At 70.8% G+C, this 19,090-nt stretch carries 17 protein-coding genes; 6 read left to right on the top strand and 11 right to left on the bottom strand.

Annotated features, from left to right (window positions below):
- Nucleotides 1-9 precede the first annotated feature (9 nt).
- Nucleotides 10-1,056: a zinc-dependent alcohol dehydrogenase family protein gene (locus E3T42_RS14940; protein WP_134367809.1), complete on the top strand. Its 1,047-nt coding sequence runs from the start codon at nt 10-12 to the stop codon at nt 1,054-1,056.
- 156 nt (nt 1,057-1,212) lie between these two features.
- Here E3T42_RS14940 and E3T42_RS14935 read toward each other — a convergent pair whose 3' ends face one another.
- The 7 genes from E3T42_RS14935 to E3T42_RS14905 all read right to left on the bottom strand — a co-directional run bounded on the left by E3T42_RS14935 (nt 1,213) and on the right by E3T42_RS14905 (nt 9,020).
- Complete coding sequence (locus E3T42_RS14935) at nt 1,213-1,806, bottom strand: nitroreductase family protein (protein ID WP_134403252.1); 594 nt, start codon at nt 1,804-1,806, stop codon at nt 1,213-1,215.
- A gap of 140 nt (nt 1,807-1,946) precedes the next feature.
- Complete coding sequence (locus E3T42_RS14930; protein ID WP_134403251.1) at nt 1,947-3,638, bottom strand: long-chain-fatty-acid--CoA ligase; 1,692 nt, start codon at nt 3,636-3,638, stop codon at nt 1,947-1,949.
- Nucleotides 3,638-4,723, bottom strand: a complete 1,086-nt coding sequence (locus E3T42_RS14925) for a low specificity L-threonine aldolase (RefSeq protein WP_134403250.1) — start codon at nt 4,721-4,723, stop codon at nt 3,638-3,640. The genes E3T42_RS14930 and E3T42_RS14925 overlap by 1 nt, the downstream gene beginning before the upstream one ends.
- 118 nt (nt 4,724-4,841) lie before the next feature.
- Nucleotides 4,842-5,975 (bottom strand): ABC transporter permease, encoded by a 1,134-nt coding sequence (locus E3T42_RS14920; RefSeq protein ID WP_241976202.1) that lies wholly within the window; start codon nt 5,973-5,975, stop codon nt 4,842-4,844.
- A complete protein-coding gene (locus E3T42_RS14915) occupies nt 5,972-6,856 on the bottom strand; it encodes an ABC transporter ATP-binding protein (protein ID WP_134367801.1) in 885 nt (294 codons plus the stop codon). The genes E3T42_RS14920 and E3T42_RS14915 overlap by 4 nt, the downstream gene beginning before the upstream one ends.
- Nucleotides 6,857-6,916: 60 nt before the next feature.
- A complete protein-coding gene (locus E3T42_RS14910) occupies nt 6,917-7,636 on the bottom strand; it encodes an SDR family oxidoreductase (protein WP_134367799.1) in 720 nt (239 codons plus the stop codon).
- A 4-nt stretch (nt 7,637-7,640) separates the two neighbouring features.
- Nucleotides 7,641-9,020 carry a DUF6421 family protein gene (locus tag E3T42_RS14905; RefSeq protein ID WP_134367797.1) on the bottom strand — a complete coding sequence of 460 codons (1,380 nt, stop codon included), beginning with the start codon at nt 9,018-9,020 and terminating at the stop codon, nt 7,641-7,643.
- Between the two features lie 404 nt (nt 9,021-9,424).
- Between E3T42_RS14905 and E3T42_RS14900 the strand changes: the two genes are divergently transcribed.
- Nucleotides 9,425-9,853 (top strand): DUF1622 domain-containing protein, encoded by a 429-nt coding sequence (locus E3T42_RS14900; protein ID WP_134367795.1) that lies wholly within the window; start codon nt 9,425-9,427, stop codon nt 9,851-9,853.
- A 28-nt stretch (nt 9,854-9,881) separates the two neighbouring features.
- On the opposite strand, the gene E3T42_RS14895 is transcribed toward E3T42_RS14900, so the two are convergent.
- Both E3T42_RS14895 and E3T42_RS14890 read right to left on the bottom strand, forming a co-directional pair.
- Nucleotides 9,882-11,138 carry a class I SAM-dependent methyltransferase gene (locus E3T42_RS14895; RefSeq protein WP_134403249.1) on the bottom strand — a complete coding sequence of 419 codons (1,257 nt, stop codon included), beginning with the start codon at nt 11,136-11,138 and terminating at the stop codon, nt 9,882-9,884.
- Between the two features lie 137 nt (nt 11,139-11,275).
- Entirely contained in the window at nt 11,276-12,268 is a 993-nt protein-coding gene (locus tag E3T42_RS14890) for an LLM class F420-dependent oxidoreductase (RefSeq protein WP_134367792.1), read from the bottom strand.
- Between the two features lie 74 nt (nt 12,269-12,342).
- Here E3T42_RS14890 and E3T42_RS14885 point away from each other — a divergent pair, with 74 nt between their 5' ends.
- The gene (locus tag E3T42_RS14885; RefSeq protein ID WP_134367790.1) at nt 12,343-13,545 is read left to right on the top strand and encodes a glycerate kinase; all 1,203 of its coding nucleotides are present in this window, start codon (nt 12,343-12,345) and stop codon (nt 13,543-13,545) included.
- Here the strand turns inward: E3T42_RS14885 and E3T42_RS14880 are convergent.
- Together E3T42_RS14880 and E3T42_RS14875 are read right to left on the bottom strand one after the other, a co-directional pair.
- Entirely contained in the window at nt 13,542-14,399 is an 858-nt protein-coding gene (locus tag E3T42_RS14880) for a 2,3-diphosphoglycerate-dependent phosphoglycerate mutase (protein WP_134403248.1), read from the bottom strand. The genes E3T42_RS14885 and E3T42_RS14880 overlap by 4 nt on opposite strands.
- A 184-nt stretch (nt 14,400-14,583) precedes the next feature.
- Complete coding sequence (locus E3T42_RS14875; protein ID WP_134403247.1) at nt 14,584-15,198, bottom strand: hypothetical protein; 615 nt, start codon at nt 15,196-15,198, stop codon at nt 14,584-14,586.
- Nucleotides 15,199-15,337: 139 nt separating this feature from the next.
- On the opposite strand from E3T42_RS14875, the gene E3T42_RS14870 reads away from it, so the two are divergent.
- From E3T42_RS14870 to E3T42_RS14860, 3 genes are all read left to right on the top strand, one after another.
- Nucleotides 15,338-16,180: an SDR family NAD(P)-dependent oxidoreductase gene (locus E3T42_RS14870; protein ID WP_134403246.1), complete on the top strand. Its 843-nt coding sequence runs from the start codon at nt 15,338-15,340 to the stop codon at nt 16,178-16,180.
- A gap of 186 nt (nt 16,181-16,366) precedes the next feature.
- Nucleotides 16,367-17,914 (top strand): GGDEF domain-containing protein, encoded by a 1,548-nt coding sequence (locus E3T42_RS14865; RefSeq protein ID WP_134367784.1) that lies wholly within the window; start codon nt 16,367-16,369, stop codon nt 17,912-17,914.
- A 141-nt stretch (nt 17,915-18,055) separates the two neighbouring features.
- Nucleotides 18,056-19,090, top strand: coding sequence for a LacI family DNA-binding transcriptional regulator (locus E3T42_RS14860; RefSeq protein WP_134367782.1), 1,035 nt, complete (start codon nt 18,056-18,058; stop codon nt 19,088-19,090).

The following is a 19,090-nucleotide window of genomic DNA, read 5'->3' as shown; positions in this document are numbered from 1 at the left end:
GCTCGAACCATGCGTGCAACAGTGATTTACGGGGAACGGGACATCCGCCTCGAAGAAGTACCCGATCCGATTCTCTCCACCGGCGGTGACGCCATCGTGCGTGTCGTCGCAGCCTGCGTCTGCGGCTCAGACCTGTGGCCCTACCGGGGCATCCAGCCCACCGACGAGCCGAAACGAATCGGCCACGAGTTCGTCGGCATCGTCGAGGAAATCGGCGCCGACGTCACGAAGATCAAGGTCGGCGACTTCGTCATCGCGCCGTTCTATGACTGCGACAACACCTGCCTCAACTGCCAGAACGGCACCAGCACCTCCTGCCTGCACGGCGGCTGGTGGGGCGCGGACGACCAGCTCGGCGGCTTCGCCGACGGCGCCCAGGGCGAGAAGGTGCGCGTGCCGCACGCCGACGGTTCCCTCGTGGCGACGCCGACGCTGCCCACCGAGGACCAGGTCCCCGGCCTGCTGACCCTCGCCGACGTGATGGGCACCGGGCACCACGCCGCGGTCTCCGCCGGCGTGACGACCGGCAGCACCGTTGTCGTCGTCGGCGACGGTGCGGTCGGCCTCTGCGCCATCATCGCGGCCAAGCGACTCGGGGCCTCCCGGATCGTCGCCATGTCCCGCCACCCCGAACGGCGGCTCGTGGCCCGCGAATTCGGTGCGACCGACGTGGTCGAGGAGCGCGGCGAGGCCGGCGTGGCCCGGATCCGTGAGCTCTTCGACGGCATCGGCGCGGATTGCGTGCTCGAGTGCGTCGGCACCAAGGAGTCGATGGAGCAGGCCATCGCGTCGGCTCGGCCCGGCGGAATGGTCGGCTACGTGGGCGTTCCCACCGGCGGCCCGATCGAGGTTCGGCCGCTGTTCGGCCGCAATGTGGGACTGAACGGCGGCGTCGCATCCGTGCGCGGATACGTTGAGGAACTGCTGCCGGAGGTGCTCTCGGGCGCCATCAACCCGGGGCGCGTGTTCGACCTGCAGCTGCCGCTGACCGAGGTGGCCGAGGCCTACGCCGCCATGGACGAGCGCCGCGCCATCAAGGTGCTGCTGCGCCCGTAGCCGGCGCGCCTTCGGCACAGGTGAAGGGCCCCCTCACGAGTCGTGAGGGGGCCCTTCGCGCGAGCGGATGCGGCGAGAGTGCCCGTTCCGGTCGAGAGTTGCCGGCGTAGCGGGCACTCTCGACCGGAACGGGCACTTTGGTGCAGCCAGCAGGGGTCAGTCGTTGACGAGGAGCAGCTCGGCGAGGGGTTTGCGGGTGCGGGGGGCGGATTCGCGCTCCTGCAGCTCGGGGGAGAGCAGGCCGACGTCGCCGAGCATGCCCAGCGCGGTCACGGACACGACGGCCTGGTTCTCGGCCAGGCCGAAGGAGAGGGCCAGCGCCGGCCCGTCGAATCCGCCGAGCTGGTGGGTGTGCAAGCCCTCGTGCTGCGCCTGGATCGTCAGGTGCGCGACCGCCTGGCCGAGGTCGTAGCGGGCCCACGGGTTGGCGCGCTCCTCGCCGACCGGCAGGGTGGCGACGTTCACGATCAGCACGGATGCGGCATCCGCCCAGGCCTTGTTGAATCCCATCAGGGTGGCGTGGATCCTGGCGAAGCTGTCGGACCCGCGCCGGGCGACGATGAAGCGGGCCGGCTGGATGTTGCTGGCCGACGGAGCCCACCGGGCGGCCTCGAACACGGTGGTCAGGGTGTCTTCGTCGACCAGGGCGGCCGGGTCGAAGCCGCGCGGGCTCCAGCGGGCCGAGAGGACGGGCAGGATGGGCGACGCCGTGTCGGCGGCGCGGCTGATGGTGTCGGTGATGAGGGTCATGGAGCCGTCTTTCGGTGGAGAGTGGAGGGGCAACGCTGACCCATCCACTTCAACGCGGGGCGCCGGGATCTATTCCGCGGCATCGCTCAGGACCGCGTGCTCGCCGAACCTCTCCCAGGAGGGGCGCGGTGCGGGCGGGGCTACTGCTCGGTGAGTCCGTTGCGCACCTCGCGGCGGAGCACCTTGCCGATCAGGGAGCGGGGGAGCTCGTCGACCTGCACGATCCGGCGGGGCACCTTGTAGGCCGAGAGCCGGGTGCGGCAATGGGTGCGCAGGGCCTCGACATCGAGGCTGGTCCCCTCCGCCAGGACGACGACGGCGACGACATCCTCGCCCCCGTTCGCGCTGGGCAGCCCGACGGCGGCGGCGTCGGCGACGTCCGGGTGCGACAGAAGGGCCGCCTCCACCTCCGACGGCGACACGTTGAAGCCTCCGGTGATGATGAGCTCCTTGATGCGGTCGACGACCGTGATGAACCCATCGGCCGAGACGCGCACGATGTCGCCGGTGCGCAGCCAGCCGCCCTCGAGCAGCACCTTGGCCGTTTCGCTCGGCTGGTCCCAGTAGCCGGAGAAGACCTGCGGGCCGCGGATGAGCAGCTCGCCCTCCTCCTCGATGCCGCGGTCGACGGTCGGGTCCGCCGGGTCGATCACCCGGATCTCCGTGCTCGGGAACGGCACGCCCACCGTGCCGGGACGCCTTGTCGGGCCCATCGGGTTGCCGACGGCGATCGGGGAGGCCTCGGTCACGCCGTAGCCCTCGACCAGCAGTCCGCCGGTCGCCTTCTCCCAGCGCTCCACGATCGACACCGGCAGGCTCATCGCGCCCGAAATGGCGAAACGGATGCTGCGCAGGCTCACGTTCTTCTTCTCCGCGGCGCGCATCAGCCGGTCGTAGATCGGCGGGACCGCCGGCATGAACGTGGGCGGGGTGCGGCGGGCCGCATCGAGCAGCAGCTTCTCGTCGAACTTGGGGAACAGCACCAGCCGGGCGCCGGTGGCCATCGCGTAGGTGAGGCACAGAGTCAGGCCGTAGGCGTGGAACATGGGCAGCACGGCGTAGAAGACCTCTTCGCCCCGGTGCAGCCCGGGCACCCACGCCTCGCCCTGCAGCGCGTTCGCGCGCAGGTTGAAGTGGCTGAGAATGGCGCCCTTCGGGGTGCCGGTGGTGCCGCTGGTGTACTGCAGAACGGCCGTGTCGGTGATCTGCGGGCGCGGGTGGTTGTGGCGGAGCTTCCGTGAATCCACCAGCGAACGCCAGGTCAGCGCGCCCTTGCGCAGCGGGCCGGCGGTGAGCGCGTCGCGGGACTCGCGGGCCTTGGCCACGGGCAGGCGCAGGAGGAAACGCTTGGAGAGGGGCATCGCATCCGTCAGGTCGACGGCGACCACGGTGCGCAGGCCCATGTCGGCGGGGAAGTCGGACACGGTCTGGTAGACCTTGTCCCAGACGATGGCCAGGGTGGCGCCGTGGTCCTCGAACTGGTGCCGCAGCTCGCGTTCGGTGTAGAGCGGGTTGTGCTCGACGACGACCGCGCCCAGGCGCAGCGCGGCGTAGAACGCGACGACGTGCTGCGGGCAGTTCGGCAGCACGAGCGCCACCCGGTCGCCGGGCTTGACGCCGAGCCGGAGCAGCCCGTTGGCCACCCGCGAAATCTGCTCGCCGAGCTGCGCATACGTGGTCGTGGCGCCGAAGAAATCGAGGGCCACGTTCTCGCGGAAGTGGTGCGCGGACATCTCGATCATGTCGGAGAGCGTCTCGGTCGGCTCGGTGATGGTGCTCGGTACGCCCGAGGCGTAGGAGCCGAGCCAGGGCTTGTTCTCGAAAACGTTCATCAGACGGCCAGCTCTCTGATCAGGGCCACGACGAAGGCGTCGATGTCGGCTTCCTCGGTGTCGTAGCCGCACATCCAGCGCACCTCATTGGTGGCCGGGTCCCAGTCGTAGAAACGGAACGAACCGCGCAGGCGGTCGGCCACCCCCGGCGGCAGCACCGCGAAGATGGCGTTGGCCTGGGTGGCCTGGGTGAACGTCACTCCGGTGACGGACCTGTCGGCGATCCCGGCCTCGAGGGCGGTGCGCAGCCGCTTGGCCATGGCGTTGGCGTGGCCGGCGTTGCGCAGCCAGAGGTCGCCGCCGAGCAGCGCGATCAGCTGGGCCGAGATGAAACGCATCTTCGAGGCGAGCTGCATGTTCAGTTTTCGCAGGTAGATCAGGCCGGCGGATGCCTCGGGGTTCAGCACCACGACGCACTCGCCGTACATCATGCCGTTCTTCGTGCCGCCGAAGCTGAGCACGTCGACGCCGGCGTCGCGGGTGAAGGCGCGGAACGGCAGTCCCAGCGAGGCTGCGGCGTTGGAGAGGCGGGCGCCGTCCATGTGCAGTTTCATCCCGTTGGCGTGCGCGTGGTCGGCGATGGCCCGCACCTCCTCCACGGTGTAGGCGGTGCCGAGCTCGGTGGTCTGGGTGATCGACACGACCAGCGGCTGCGCCCGGTGCTCGTCGCCCCAGCCCCAGGCCTGCTGGTCGATCAGCGCGGGGGTGAGCTTGCCGTCCGGGGTGTCGACGGTGAGGAGCTTGATGCCGGCCACCTTTTCGGGGGCGCCCGCTTCATCCGTGTTGATGTGGGCGGTCGACGCGCAGATCACGGCGCCCCAGCGCGGCAGCATCGACTGCAGGCCGATCACGTTCGCGCCGGTACCGTTGAAGACCGGGAATGCTTCGACGCCCGCGCCGAAGTGTTCGGCAAACACCTGCTGCAGCCGGGCGGTATAGACGTCCTCGCCGTAGGCGATCTGGTGCGCACCGTTGGCGGACACGATCGCATCGAGAATCTCGGGGTGGACCCCGGAGTAGTTGTCGGAGGCGAACCCGCGCGAAGAAAGGTCATGGAGTTGAGTCACCCCTCCATCTTCGCGCATCGGGCTGTTCCGCTTCTGTGCGGGCGTCGTGCGAATTCGACGGAGATTTTGCGTCAAACGGCCGATTTCGGGCCGAAACCGGCTTGGGGGAGCAAAATTTCCGTCGAATTGGTTAGGGCTAGCCGCGGAGGGCCTGGCGGAAGGTGACCCGGGCGCCCATCCGGAGCAGGGAGTTCGCGTAGATGCGGGAGCCGAGCAGGATGACCATTAGCGTCGCGGCGAGCAGGATGGCCAGGGAGGCCAGCGGCTCCCACCACGCGGCCGTGCCCAGGAAGAGGCGCATCGGCATGCCGACCGGAGCCGAGAACGGGATGTACGACATGATCGCGAGCACCGTGGGGTTGTCGTTGAAGAAGATGACCAGGAAGTAGGGGATCATCACGAGCACCAGCACGGGGGAGGTGGCCGACCCGACGTCCTCCTGACGGGACACCATCGACGCGGTGGCGGCGAAGAGTGCGGCGAGCATCACGAAGCCGAACGCGAAGAACACCGCGAACAGGGCGATCGACGGACCGATCGCGCCCAGCAGCCCGCTCTGGCCGGTCGCGGCCATGCCGATCGCCACCAGGGCCCCGATCATGACGATCTGCCCGAACGCCATCACGCTATTGCCGACGATCTTGCCGCCGAGCAGCGCCCGCACCGGGATGGTCGTCATCAGGATCTCCACCACGCGGGTCTGCTTCTCCTCCACCACGCTCTGCGCGATGGTCGAGCCGAACGTGATCGCCGACATGAAGAAGACCAGCCCGAATCCGATGGCCACCAGGTAGGCCAGGCCGCCGCTCTGCGGGGACGGCTCGAGCAGGCTCACCGGCGGGCTCACGCTCAGGGCGCCCAGCAGCACCAGCGGGGCGGAGTCGAGGGCGATGACGCGGACGTCGAGCGGTGAGGTGTCCCCGGTGGCGGGGACGACGGCAGCGGAGACCGTTCCGGCGCGCACCAGCGCCTCGGCCGCGGCGACGTCGTCGGCCTTCACGGCCGTGAAGGCTTCGGTTAGCTCCACCAGCCGGCCGGCCGCCCCCACCACCGCCACCTTCGGATGGGCCTGGTTCTGGCTCGCGATGCCCCCGGCGACGACGGAGCCGATCGAGATGAGCAGCAGGATGCCGGTCGAGATCAGGAACGCCTTGCTGCGCAGCCGGGCGACGATCTCGCGGGTGGCGACCAGCCAGACGCTCCGGCCGAAGCCGGGCGCCGGATGCCGGGGGCGGGCGCGCACCCCGTCGGTGGTGCGGGCGGGTCTCACTGCGCGACCTCCTTGAAGATCGCGGCGAGGCTGGGTCGCTGTCGGCTGAAGGAGACCACCGGTCCGCGCTCGACGGCCAGCCGCAGCACGGCCTGGCTGGCGGCATCCGTGTCGGCTTCGAACACGGCGAGGCCGCCGTCGAGGTCGATCACCGTGATGCCGGGCACGTTCCGGACCCAGCCGGCATCCCCGGCGCAGCGCAGCTCGAAGCGGAGGCTGCTGTGACGCTCGCGCAGCTCATCCCGGGAGCCGTTCGCGCGGATCTCCCCGTCGGCGATGATCACGAGGTCGTCGCAGAGGCGTTCGACGATGTCGAGCTGGTGCGAGGAGAACAGCACCGGCGCGCCCTGCGCGGCGAAGCCTGCGAGCACCTCCATGACCGCCTCCACCGCGATCGGGTCGAGGCCGGAGAACGGCTCGTCGAGCACCAGGAACTCGGGGTCGTGCACGAGGGCGGCCGCGATCTGGGCGCGCTGCTGGTTGCCCAGCGACAGGGACTGCACGAGGTCGCCGGCGCGCTCGCCGAGGCCGAGGCGCTCGAGCAGTTCGGCGGTGTTGCGGCGGGCGGATGCCGGGCTCAGCCCGTGCAGGCGGGCCAGGTAGACGAGTTGCTCACCGACCTTCATCTTCGGGTAGAGGCCTCGCTCCTCGGGCATGTAGCCGAAGCGGCGGCGGTCGTCGACGCTGAGCGGGACGCCGTCCCGGAGGACGGTGCCGGAGTCGGCGGAGAGCACGCCCACGATGATGCGCATGGTGGTGGTCTTGCCGGCTCCGTTGGCGCCGACGAAGCCGGTCAGCCGGCCGCCTCCGACGCCGAAACTCAGGTCGGTCAGCACCATTCGGGTGCCGTACCGCTTGTTCACACCCCTGATCTCGAGCATGCCCGCCCCTCCGTCGCCTGTGCGCACCACGTTAGCGCGCCGCGGACTGCCGGCGACCGGTCAGGCGGCGGGCGGGGCCAGGAGAACCCGGGTGTTGTTGACGGATGCCGCCGGCACGTCCCAGAGGCCCGCGACCGCGGCCGCGAGCCGGCCTTCGAGCCCGTCGAGGGCCCGCACGACGAAGATGACCGCCGCGGCATCCGTGCCCGCCTTCGCGAAGCCCTGGCCGACCGCGCGGGTCCAGGTCTCGGCCGCGGCCTTCGCTGCGGCATAGTTCGCGCCGCCGGGGGCCGGTTTGTCGACCGACACCGACGAGACGATCGCCAGCCGGCCGGCCGGGGAGGCGAGCAGGTCGTCGTTGAAGGCGCGGGTGGTGTTGCGCAGGGTGGTGACGACGTGGGCGTGCAGGAAGTCCCAGTCCGCGTCGGTCTGGCCGACCAGGCCGCCGCCGCCGCGCCAGCCGCCGACGAGGTGGATCAGGCCGTCGATCGGGCCGGCGTCGGCCCGAACGGCGTCGGCCAGGGCGGTGACGGCCGCGAAATCGGCGAGATCACAGCGGTACGTGAGCAGGCCGGGCAGGTCACTTTGCATCGTCTGCAGGCGCTCGGCGTTGGAGCCGACCGCGATCACGCGCGCGCCGGCATCCGTCAGTGCGGACGCCACCGCGCGACCGGCCGCGCTGGTCGCACCGGCGATGAGCACGGTGCGGCCAGCAGCGGCGCGGCTTGCGGCGTCAACCGAGCGGCCGGCGTCGGGCGCCGGCCGCTCGGTTGCGCCCATGCTGTCAGTCACGCCCGGTGAGCCCGGCCGTCGACTCGATCACGGACTTCATCTTCTTGTCGAGCGCCTCGAAGAACATCGACAGCGGGAACTCGTCGTCCAGGACCAGGTCGGTGTACCCCTTCGGCGAGCCGGCGAGCACCTCCAGCGGCAGACCGCGGGACCACTGCGACGCCGGGTTGGGCGTGAGGGTCTTCGCGATCATGTCGTAGGCGGCCAGCCAGTGCGACTTCTTCGGCCGGTCGATCGACGCCCAGTAGAGGTCGTCGATCTGCTTGCCGAGCGCGATCACCACGTCGGGGACACCGTCCCAGTCGAAGGTGAGGGCCGTGTCGGTCCAGTGCAGCACGTGGTGCTGATGCATCCACGCGAACAACAGTTGACCTCCGAGGCCGTCGTAGTTGCGCACCCGGCTGCCGGTGATCGAGAACCGGAAGATCCGGTCGAAGATCACGCCGTACTGCACCAGTTTCGCGTGCCGGCGCGCCTCCGGGCTGGCGCTCTCGTCCCGTTCGATCGTGACCGATTCGCGGAACGCGGTCAGGTCGCAGCGCAGCTCCTCGAGGGAGTAGAGAAAGAACGGCATCCGCTGCTTGATCATGAACGGGTCGAACGGCAGGTCGCCGCGCATGTGCGTGCGGTCGTGGATGAGGTCCCACATGACGAACATTTCCTCGGTCAGGTGCTGGTCGTCGAGCAGCGCGGCGGCGTCCTCCGGCAGTTCGAGTCGCGTGATCTCGGCGGCCGCGCGCACGACCCGGCGGAACCGGGCAGCCTCGCGGTCGGCGAAAATCGCACCCCAGGTGAAGGTGGGAATCTCGCGCATCGCGACCGTCTCGGGGAACAGGACGGCCGAGTTGGTGTCGTAGCCGGGCGTGAAATCGAGGAACCGAATCGGCACGAACAGTTTGTTGGTGTATTCCTGCTCCAGCTCGTCGATGAATTCCGGCCAGATGACCTCGATCAGCACGGCCTCGACCAGCCGGTTCGAGCTGCCGTTCTGCGTGTACATCGGGAACACGACCAGGTGACGGATGCCGTCGGCCCGGTGCTGCTGCGGCTGGAACGCCATCAGGGAGTCGTAGAAGTCCGGCAGGCCGAAGCCCTCGCTGCGCCAGCGCTCGAAGTCCCGGACCGAGGCCGCGAGGTAGGCGGCGTCGTGCGGGAACAGCGGCGTGAGTTCGTCGATGGCCGCGATGATCACGTCGACGTGGGCCTCGGCATCCGTGTGGGCGTCGGCGTTCGGGATCGAGCCGTCCTGAACCTGGCCGGCCTGGAGCGCCGTGGCGGCGGACTTGAGGCGGAGCCAGGCCGGGTGGGTGGCGACATCCTCGAGAACCTCGGGCTCTCCGACCAGTGCGTCTTGCGCAACATAATTCGACATGGGAACCTCCCGTCCTTCGTGAGTGCCGCGGTCGCGGCTTTGGTGATGGTGCGGCGGCGCCAGCATCGGCGCCATCGTCCAGAGTATCGGGAGCTGGCCGGTGTTTTCTTGCGACTTCTCGCAACGAATCGCCGCTTTGCCGGCATCACCGCGACGAAAATCACCGTTCGGTGCGGACGTCCCGTGGCGAGTGTCGCCGATTGCGCCGAATGACGCCGTCCCGACGGCGACGCTGGGTGGCGACGGCGACTCTCGGGCCCGGTTGCGGCGTTTGAGTTCGGGCATGACGGATGCGGCGGCGCTGCGCCGTCGCTGCCGGGCGATGGATCGGCAGCCGCCGATGTCGACAGGCCCGACCGGCGCGCGGTATCGTCACAACAACCACACAGCGAGGAGCGCGGCCGATGGACTTTGAGCAGGTGATCGCCGTGGTCATCCGGGTCGTCGAGGCTGCCGGTGCGGCCATCATGGTGCTCGGTGGTGCGGCCGCGGTCATCGCCGCGGTGCCGGCGGTGCTGCGGGCCGACACCCGGCCGGGCGCCTACACCGGGCTGCGCCGCAACCTCGGCCGGGCCATCCTGCTCGGCCTCGAGGTGCTGATCATCGCCGACATCATCCGCACGATCCTCGTCGATCCGACCCCGCAGAGCGTGCTGGTGCTGGGCGCCATCGTGGTGATCCGGGTGCTGCTCAGCTTCTCGCTCGAGGTGGAGATGGACGGCGTCTGGCCCTGGTCCCGCTGGCGTCTGGCCGCGGGCAAGGGAACGGCAACGGCAACGAGCGCAGGCACGGGCACGGATGCGGGCGGCGCTGCCGCGCATCCGCTCAGCTGACTCAAGCAGATCAAGCAGCTGAGTCGGGTCAGGAATCCGTCGGGGAGGCCGCCGTCAGCCGCCAGAGCGAGGTCGTTTCCTTCGACCGGGCCGCGTGCAGGGGGTCGGCCGTGTCGGCGGCGCGGCGGTGCACCGGCTTGGTGTCCAGCCGGGCCACGACCGCCAGGCCGGCGTCCTCGATCAGGTCGAGCAGGGCGCCGCGGGAGCGGAGGCCCAGGTGCTCGGCGATGTCGGAGAGGACGAGCCAGCCCTCGCCGGCGGGCGCGAGGTGGTCTGCCAGTCCGGCCAGGAAACCCCGCAGCATCCGGCTGTCCGGGTCGTAGACGGCGAAGTCGGTGGCGGTGACGGCCGAGGCGGGGATCCACGGCGGGTTGCAGACCACCAGGTCGGCGCGCCCGGCGGGGAACAGGTCGGCTTCGACGATGTCGACCGAACCGGCCAGCCCGAGCCGGGTTATGTTCTCACGCGCGCAGGCCAGGGCCCTCGGCTCCTGGTCGGTGCCGACCACGTGAGCGATGCCGCGGCGCGCGAGCACGGCCGCGAGCACGCCGGTACCGGTGCCGATGTCGAACGCGGTGCCGGTGGGGCCGGCGGCGGCGTCCGGGAGCGGGGCCGTGTTCACCAGGTCGAGGTATTCGCCGCGCACGGGGGAGAAGACGCCGTAGTGGGGGTGGATGCGCGCACCGAGCGCGGGGACGTCGACGCCGGTCGTGCGCCACTCATGCGCCCCGATCACGCCGAGCAGCTCGCGCAGGGGGGTCACCGAGGCATCCGTGGCCGGACCGTAGGTCTCGGTGCAGGCCTGCCGCACATCGGGGGCGCGGCGCAGCGGCACCGTGTAGTCGGCGTCCAACGGGACCAGGACCAGGGCCAGCAACTGCGCGCGGCGCAGGGCCTCCGACCGGTAGCGTCGGAACGCGGAGGCCAGGTCGGTCGCGGGCGTCTGCCGGCCGCGGTCGACCCGGCGGCCGAGGGCGCTGAGCAACTGGCGGGCGCCCAGGAAGTCGCCGCGCCAGAGCATGCCGGTGCCGTTCTGCGCGAGGCGGTAGGCGGCATCCGCGGTCATCGTGTCGTCGGCGATCACGACGCGTTTCAACGGGGCCCAGCCGCTCTCCGAGCGCCACAGGGCCGACCGGGGATGCCCGGACTCCTGCCAGGCGATGCGGGCGGTGGCGCTTGCGGTGGCGCTTGCCGGTGCGCCGATCGTCGGCGACGGATGCCCGGCGTCGCCGGTGTTGTTGGAGTTGCCGGTGTTGCCGGTGTTGCTGTTCCTGATGGTGCTCATGGGTTCCATCCTCGCGCTCTGATGCGCCGAGTTCGACAGTTGCGGTCGAGTTCGAGTGGTGTGCCGGTCGAACTCGACCGGAAGCGGCGAATTCGTTGGGCGGACGGGCGGACGCGCGGGCGCCGTGGGAAGAACGGCTAGCGCAGCGCGGGCATGACCTCGCGCTCGAACAGCTCGATGCCGGAGCGGTCGTAGGCCGCCTCGGGGAAGTAGTGGATGGCGTAGCCGAGGCCACGCTCCTTCATGCCCTGCAGGCGCCGGGCGACCTGCTCGGGCGTGCCGACGCCCTGGGCGGTGCCGCTGCGGTACTCGGCCATGAACTCCTCCGCGCGGGACTCGCCGAGGTAGGGCGTGACCCGGGCCTGGATGGCGTCGAGACGCTCGGCGACCTCGGCCTCGGTGGCCCCGATCACGGTGTTGTAGTTCGCGGAGCGGGTGATCGCGTCGAAGTCGGTGCCGACGGCGGCGCAGTGCGCCTGGAGCAGGTCGCTCTTGTGCGTGAAACCCTCGGGCGAGCCGTCGAAGTTGGTGTAGTCCGCGTACTTCGCCGCGATCTTCAGGGTGACCTTCTCGCCGCCGCCGGCGATCCAGATCGGGATGCCGCCGTCCTGCAGCGGGAGCGGCCGCACGATGGCGCCGTCCACCTGATAGTGCTGCCCGTCGAGGGTGGCCTTCCCGGTCGTCCAGGCCTGGCGCATGATCTGCACACCCTCGTCGAGGCGGGCCAGGCGCTCGCCGGCGCGCGGGAAGCCGTAGCCATAGGCGCGCCACTCGTGCTCGTACCAGCCGGCGCCGATGCCCATCTCGACCCGTCCGCCGGAGATGATGTCGATGGTCGAGGCCACCTTCGCCAGGTAGGCGGGATTGCGGTAGCTGATGCAGGTGCACATCTGGCCGAGTCGAACCCGGGAGGTGGTCGCGGCGAACGCGCTCATCAGGGTCCAGGCTTCGTGGGTGGCCTCTTCGCTGGGCACCGGCACGGTGTGGAAGTGGTCGTACACCCAGATCGACTCCCAGTCGCCAGCGTCGGCGTGCGCCGCGAGGCCGCTCATGGCGGCCCACTGCTCGGCCGGGTCGATGCCGACCAGATCGTGACGCCAGCCCTGGGGTATGAAGAGTCCGAATCGCATGGATTCGAGCCTACGCGCCGCGCCGCCGCCCGGTCCGGTTTGCGGCGGGCATCCGTGACCGGGAGGATCGTTTCATGAAGTTCGTTCTGGCCCCCGACTCGTTCAAGGAGTCCATGTCCGCGGCCGAGGCCGTCGCCGCCATGGAACGGGGCATCCGGACCGTGTTCCCCGACGCCGAGTGTGTGGGTCTGCCGATGGCGGACGGCGGCGAGGGGACCGTTGACGCGCTCGTCGCCGCCCGTGGCGGCGCCCTGATCGTGGCGAAGGCCCTGGATGCGCTCGGCCGGCCGAGGGTCGCCCGGTACGGCTACGTCGCCGACGAACGGCTGGCGATCATCGAGATCGCGGCGGCCGCGGGCATCCAGCTCATCGACCCGGCCGACCGCGACCCGCGGAACGCCAGTACCTTCGGCGTGGGGCAGCTGATCACCGATGCGCTGGACCGGGGCGCCCGCCGGTTCGTGATCGGGCTGGGCGGATCGGCGACCACCGACGGCGGCGCCGGGATGCTGCACGCCCTCGGCGCGCGTCTGCTCGACGCAAACGGCCGGGACCTTCCCGGCGGGGGCGCCGCCCTGGCACGGCTGGCCCGGATCGACCTGGCCGGATTCGACCCGCGCCTGTTCGACGCGACGTTCGAGATCGCGAGCGACGTGACCAACCCGCTGCTCGGCGCGGAGGGGGCCGCCGCCGTCTTCGGCCCGCAGAAGGGCGCGGACGAGGTGATGGTGCGCGAACTCGACGCGGCCCTCACCGTCTACGCCCGGGTGCTGGCCGAGACCACCGGATACGACGTCGCCGGGGAGTCCGGGGCCGGCGCGGCGGGCGGTCTCGGCGCGGCCTTCCTGGGCTGCTTCGACTGCCGGATGCGGCGCGGCATCGAGGTGGTGATGCAGGCGGCCGGCCTCGCCGTGCGTCTGGACGGGGCGGACTACGTCTTCACCGGCGAGGGCAGCGTCGATGCCCAGACCCTCCGCGGCAAGGCCCCGCTCGGGGTGGCCGAGGTCGCCGCACGTGCGGATGTGCCGGTGATCGCGTTCGCCGGCCGGATCGGCGACGGCGCCGAGGCGCTGTACGACCACGGGTTCAGCGTTCTGGTGCCGATCGTGGCGGGGATCAGCGACCTGTCGCAGGCGCTTCGGGACGGCCCGAGGAACCTCGAGCGGGCGGTCGCGACGGTCTGCCGCCTCCTGGCGCTCCGCGCCTCAGGCAGCGCGCGCCCGGGAGGCGGCGCGAGCGGGGATCCCCTCGGGACGGACGAGCCTGCAGCGCGCTAGGTTCCGCCCTCGCTCGCGAGCCTGACCGCCGCCGCCAGCGCGGTCACGGCGTCGAGATACCGGCCGCCGGCCGGGTTGGGCCGGTCGGCGGAGTCGAACCGGTAGACCAGCGGATGCCCGGTGGGCAGGTTCAGGTCGCGGATCTGCTGGTCGTCCAGGCCGTCGAGAACCGCGCACAGGGCGCGCAGCGAGTTGCCGTGCGCGATCACGAGCACCGTCTGGCCGCGGGCCAGCAGCGGGTCGACTCGCTCTTCGAGGACGGCGCCGACCCGCTCGATCACCTCGCTCAACGCCTCGGTGCGGGTCAGGGCCGCCGGCGGCAGGCCGCGGAACAGGGCCGAGCGGGCGAATTCGTCGTGGAGAGCGTCACTCATCGGCGGCGGGGCCGCGTCGACGGAGCGGCGCCAGGCCACGAACTGTTCCTCACCGAACTCCGCCCGCACGTCGTTTTTGGAACGGCCGGTCAGGGCGCCGTAGTTGCGCTCGTTCAGCCGCCAGTCGGCGTCGCAGTGGGCCGGCGGGATGGCCAGCCCGGCGGCCACGATCGCCGCGGTCTGGCGGGCGCGCGCCAGCGTCGAGGTGAAGAGGGTGACCGGGGGCGGGTCGGCGCCGGCGCCGGGACCGGGCAAGAGCTCGCCCGCCAGCGCGAGGTTGAGCAGAGCGGTGGCGGCCTGCGCCTCGCGGATGCCCTGCTCCGACAGCGGCGCATCCAGCACGCCCGTGAACAGCCCGGCGGCATTCGCGGTGCTCTCGCCGTGCCGCAGCAGGATCAACACCCCGGCTTCGCGCACGATGACCAGCCCTGTTCCAGTCTCAGCCGACGGATGCCGCGGCACACGCCGTCGCGACGCCATTCCACCGCGAATCCTCAGGTTACAGCCCCGCCACTGTCCCGGCACGGCAGTCGTCCCGCCGGGTCCGCCGTCCGGCCACGAGTGCGGGTGAATCGTCGGTATGGGGCGTCCAAACCGACGATTCACCCGCACTCGCGGCAGGGGGCAGGGGGAAGTCGCGTGGGCGGGTGGAGGGGCGGGTGGCTCAGAAGCCGAAGTCACCGCCGAAGTCTCCGTCGCCGCCGAAGTCACCGCCGAAATCTCCGCCGCCCGAGGCACCGCCGCTCGCGTCGCCGTCGCCGCCGCCGGAGTCTCCACCGGAGTCGCCTCCGCCGGAATCGCCCGAGTCGCCGGAGGCATCCGTCGAACCGGAATCCATGGGCAGGAAGGCGCTCACCAGCGCGGAACCGATCACGTAGCCGGCGACGGTGCCGAGCAGGGAGCTGCCGACCATGCTGCCGAAGCTCGGGCCGCCCTGGCCCGAGCCGCCCTGGTTGCCGAAGCTGCGGGCGAGGGTGCCGGGCTGCCGCAGTTCCGCCCGGGTGGCCGCCTGAGCCAGCGCGGCCGGCTCGGCGTTCGCCGGGCGTTCGCTCGCGCCGACGCTCTCGCTGAGCTGGCGGAAGAGGAGGTCCCGCTGCTCATCGGTGAGTTTGCTGAACGCCTCCGTGTGCACCTGCTCGATCGTCTCGGGCGGCGCCGTGCGCAGCAGGTACTGGTAACGCTCCACGGCGATCTCGTCGTCGGTGCGCTGGGGTGGGCGGGGCCGCTGCTCGCGTTGCGCCTGCGGTTCGGTTCCGAAGAGTCGGTCGAAGAATCCCATGGTGTGCTCCTTGGCTCGGGTGCTGAGTCGGGGATCTCTACGATCCCATCCGTCGCTGAGTAGCCGCTGGAATGCGGATCAGCGCCGAGCCGGCGCCCGGCGTAAGACGCGGGTCCGCCCTTCTTGGGATGATTGGTCCATGACTCGAACCGTTTCCGGAGCCCGCGTGCTGATCACCGGCGCAGCCATGGGCATGGGCCGCCTCTACGCGGAGCGGGCCGTGGCCGAGGGCGCCGAGGCCGTGATCCTCTGGGACCGTGATGCCGCGGCGCTCGCCGTGACCGCCGCCATCCTGACCGAGCGATCGGCCGGCCGCACCCTCGTGGCCCCCTTCGTCGTGGACATCGCCGACCTGGGGGCGATTGCGCAGACCGCCCAGCGGGTGCGCACCGAGGTGGGACACCCGGACATCGTGATCAACAACGCCGGCATCGTGCGCGGATCCTTCTTCTGGGAGCACGACAACGGTGACGACACCCGGCCGACCATGCAGGTGAACGCGCTCGCGCCCATGTACATCACCCGGGAATTCCTGCCGATGATGATGAACAACCCGGGCCGGGAGTCCCGGATCGTGAACGTCGCCTCGGCGGCGGGGCTGCTGTCCAACCCGCGGATGAGCGTGTACGCGGCGTCCAAGGCGGCCCTGATCGGCTGGAGCGACTCGCTGCGCCTCGAACTGGTGCAGCAGAGGTACGGCCACGTGAAGGTCACCACCGTGAGCCCGAGCTACATCTCCACCGGCATGTTCGCGGGGGCCCGCGGGCCGCTGCTGACTCCGCTGATGACCCCGGATCACGTGGTCGACCGGGTGTGGCGGGCGATGCTCGCCGGCCGTCCGATGCTCACGATGCCGTGGACGGTCGGGCTCTCCACCGTGGTGCGCGGAGTGCTGCCGTTGCCGCTCTGGGACGCCGTTGCGGGCCGGGTATTCGGCGTCTACCGGTCGATGGACGCGTTCACCGGACGTCCCCGGCCCTAGCCACAGGCCCGCCGAGTGTGACCGTTCCGGTCGAGTGTGACCGGCGCAACGGGCACTCTCGACCGGAATGGACGCACTGGCGGTGCGAGAGGGATGGCGGGCGACCGGCACCCGGCGCCCGCCTGCCCCCGAACTGGGGTCCTCGTTTAGGGGGACACGGCGGCGGCCGTCGCCTACGTTGAAAGCATGGACGCAGCGGCGCACGGCCTCGTGCTCGATCGGGCCCGCCCGATTGCCGCGGCGCGGCCCCGGGGCGTCGCGGACGGCGTCCGTTGGCTCTTCCTCTGGCTGGCCGTGGTCTCGGCGGCGCTCACCGTTCCCGGCGTGCTCCTCGGCGCCCGCGGCGGCCTGATGATCCTGGGCCCGGCCGCTGCGCTGATGCTCACTGCCTCCTGGATCTTCGGCTATCGCCGCGGGAGTGCCCCCGTCGGGCTGGACATCGTCGATGCGGCGGCGCTCATCGGCATCGCGCTCGCCTCACCCCAGCCCGGGGCCGTGGTGATTGTCGTGTTCGGGGCCCTGTGGTTTCGCAGCCTGTACGGCTCCGCCTGGCAGGCGCTGCTCCGGGTCTGCCTCTATGCGGCCGCTCTGGGGTTGCCCTTCGGGCTGTGGCCGCTGCTGTTCGGGACCGAGTTCGGAATCGATCCCGGCATCTACTCGGCGGTGCTTCCCGCCCTCTTCGTCACCGTGGCCATCGCCCGGCAGCTGGGCAAATCCCTCGTGGCCCGGGACCAGAGCATCGGCCGCGACCGGGTTCTGGCCGAGACCGGTGCCCAGTTGCTCGGCGCGGTAGACCCTGACGCGATCATCGCCCTGGCCTGGGATGCCTCGACCGATTTATGCGCCGCCGCTCCCGGGCTGCGCCTGCTCAGAGTGGTTGCGGAAGGCTCTGACCTCAGAGTGGACGGAACCGCCGGCACCTTCCGCACGGCGCCGACCCGGCTGGCGGCCGACGTGCTGTTCACCCGGCCGGGGTCCGCCTACGCGCGCATCCTCGACCCGGCACCCCTCAACGCCGCCGTCGGAACGCCCGTGATGTGGGAGTGCCTGGCTTTCGAGGGCCGCGATCACCGCGGCTGGCTGCTGGTCGGCGCCCCCAGACGGATGCCCGCCGAGGTTCTCTTGTCGGTGCGGGGCCTCGTCGCCCAGGTGGCCCTGGCGATCCGCACCAGCGACGCCCACCGGGACCTGACGATGCTGGCCCGCACCGACTCGCTGACCCTGCTCGACAACCGATCGTCGTTCCTGGCCGGGTTGGCCGAGACGATCGCCGAGGCCGGTTCGCATGAAACGCAGGTGCTGTTCCTCGACCTGGACGACTTCAAGGACGTCAACGACGCCTTAGGTCACGGCGCCGGCGATGCCCTGCTGGTGGATGTGGCAGCCCGGCTGCTGCGCTGCACCCGTCCGACGGACCTCTGCGCCCGACTCGGCGGCGACGAGTTCGCGGTGCTGCTGCGGGACACGACCCCGGAGGCCGCGGCCGCGGTGGCCGAGCGGATGGTGGCGGCCATCCACGCACCCTTCCCGATCGGCGGCGGTGCAGGCGGGCGCTCCGTGCGGGTCGGCGCCAGCATCGGCGTCGCGACGGCGATCCCCGGGGTCGGCGTCGAGGGTTTGGTGCACCGGGCCGACGTGGCGATGTACGCCGCCAAGGCGCAGGGCAAGAACCGGGTCGAGTACTTCGCCCTCGGGCTGCTTAACGCGGACCGGGGCCTCGCGCCCCAGGCCTGATCGGCCGGGTCGGTTCTCCGCCCGGCAGGGGTCGGCCCGTTGCGGCTCGCAGGGCGGCACGCATTGACATTCGCTCACCTCGCGATCTAGTATGGAATCGATTCCATGGAAACGATTCCATGAACACAAAGGGGTGACACGATGGCGGAGATCACGATCAAGGATGTGGCGTCGCTGGCCGGCGTCTCGGCGGCCACCGCGTCCCGTGTGCTTTCCGGCAACCCGGCCACCTCGCCCGGGGCGCGGGCCAGGGTGGCCGCGGCCATCACCGAGCTGGACTACCGGCCCAACGCCCAGGCGCGGGCACTGCGCTCCACCCGCAGCGATTCCATCGGCCTGCTGGTGTCGGATGTTCGCAACCCGTTCTTCGCCGACCTCGCCCACACCGTCGAGCAGGCCGCGCTCTCCGAGGGGTACGTCACCCTGCTCGGCAACGCCAATGAGCGCAAGGAACAGCAGGACCGCTACCTGGACACCCTGATCTCTCGCCGGGTGGACGGCATCATCGTGGCGCCGCTCGGCGACGGCAGCGGCAGCATCGCCTCCCTGATCGAGCGGGAGATCCCCACGGTGTTCGTCGACCGCACGGTGGACGGCATCGATGTGCCGAGCGTGACGACCGACAGTGAGGCCGGCATCCGCCAGGCCGTCGAGCACCTCTCATCCGTCGGTCATACCCGGATCGGGTACATCTCGGGCCCGCAAGCCACCTCGACCGGTCGGGAGCGGTTCGCGGCCTTCACCTCTGCCGTGGCGGACACCGGGCTCAGCCAGGACCCCGAACTCGTCTACTTCGGTGACTTCCAGGCGGCGAGCGGCTCGGCGGGCGTGCATGCGCTGCTCGACCTCGACGAGCCGCCCACCGCCCTGCTGGCCGCGGACAGCCTGATGGCCGTGGGCGCCCTCGCCATCCTGCACAAGCGGGGCTTGCGTATCGGCACGGACATCGCGATGATCGCCTTCGACGACGTCGAGTGGTTCGCCCTGCTCAACCCCGCACTCAGCGTCATCTCCCACAGCGTCGAAGACATGGGCCGATTGGCCGTCGAGATGCTCCTGCAGGTCATCGCCGGCGGTACCCCGGAATCGGTGGTGCTGCCCAGCGAACTCATCATCCGGGCCTCATCGTCGTCGCCCATCTCCCCCTCAGCCGGGCTCCGCCCGAGGAAGAACTGA

This window comes from Cryobacterium sp. TMT4-10, from assembly GCF_004403275.1.
Lineage (GTDB): Bacteria > Actinomycetota > Actinomycetes > Actinomycetales > Microbacteriaceae > Cryobacterium > Cryobacterium shii.
This window is presented reverse-complemented; position numbering and strand designations above follow the sequence as displayed.

Coding starts and splice junctions, on each gene's coding strand:
- E3T42_RS14880 (WP_134403248.1), bottom strand. CDS start 14,399: ATGGCGTCGCGACGGCGTGTGCCGCGGCATCCGTCGGCTGAGACTGGA.
- E3T42_RS14900 (WP_134367795.1), top strand. CDS start 9,425: ATGGACTTTGAGCAGGTGATCGCCGTGGTCATCCGGGTCGTCGAGGCT.
- E3T42_RS14890 (WP_134367792.1), bottom strand. CDS start 12,268: ATGCGATTCGGACTCTTCATACCCCAGGGCTGGCGTCACGATCTGGTC.
- E3T42_RS14925 (WP_134403250.1), bottom strand. CDS start 4,723: ATGCGCGAAGATGGAGGGGTGACTCAACTCCATGACCTTTCTTCGCGC.
- E3T42_RS14935 (WP_134403252.1), bottom strand. CDS start 1,806: ATGACCCTCATCACCGACACCATCAGCCGCGCCGCCGACACGGCGTCG.
- E3T42_RS14915 (WP_134367801.1), bottom strand. CDS start 6,856: ATGCTCGAGATCAGGGGTGTGAACAAGCGGTACGGCACCCGAATGGTG.
- E3T42_RS14940 (WP_134367809.1), top strand. CDS start 10: ATGCGTGCAACAGTGATTTACGGGGAACGGGACATCCGCCTCGAAGAA.
- E3T42_RS14885 (WP_134367790.1), top strand. CDS start 12,343: ATGAAGTTCGTTCTGGCCCCCGACTCGTTCAAGGAGTCCATGTCCGCG.
- E3T42_RS14865 (WP_134367784.1), top strand. CDS start 16,367: ATGGACGCAGCGGCGCACGGCCTCGTGCTCGATCGGGCCCGCCCGATT.
- E3T42_RS14910 (WP_134367799.1), bottom strand. CDS start 7,636: ATGGGCGCAACCGAGCGGCCGGCGCCCGACGCCGGCCGCTCGGTTGAC.
- E3T42_RS14870 (WP_134403246.1), top strand. CDS start 15,338: ATGACTCGAACCGTTTCCGGAGCCCGCGTGCTGATCACCGGCGCAGCC.
- E3T42_RS14895 (WP_134403249.1), bottom strand. CDS start 11,138: ATGAGCACCATCAGGAACAGCAACACCGGCAACACCGGCAACTCCAAC.
- E3T42_RS14930 (WP_134403251.1), bottom strand. CDS start 3,638: ATGAACGTTTTCGAGAACAAGCCCTGGCTCGGCTCCTACGCCTCGGGC.
- E3T42_RS14860 (WP_134367782.1), top strand. CDS start 18,056: ATGGCGGAGATCACGATCAAGGATGTGGCGTCGCTGGCCGGCGTCTCG.
- E3T42_RS14905 (WP_134367797.1), bottom strand. CDS start 9,020: ATGTCGAATTATGTTGCGCAAGACGCACTGGTCGGAGAGCCCGAGGTT.
- E3T42_RS14875 (WP_134403247.1), bottom strand. CDS start 15,198: ATGGGATTCTTCGACCGACTCTTCGGAACCGAACCGCAGGCGCAACGC.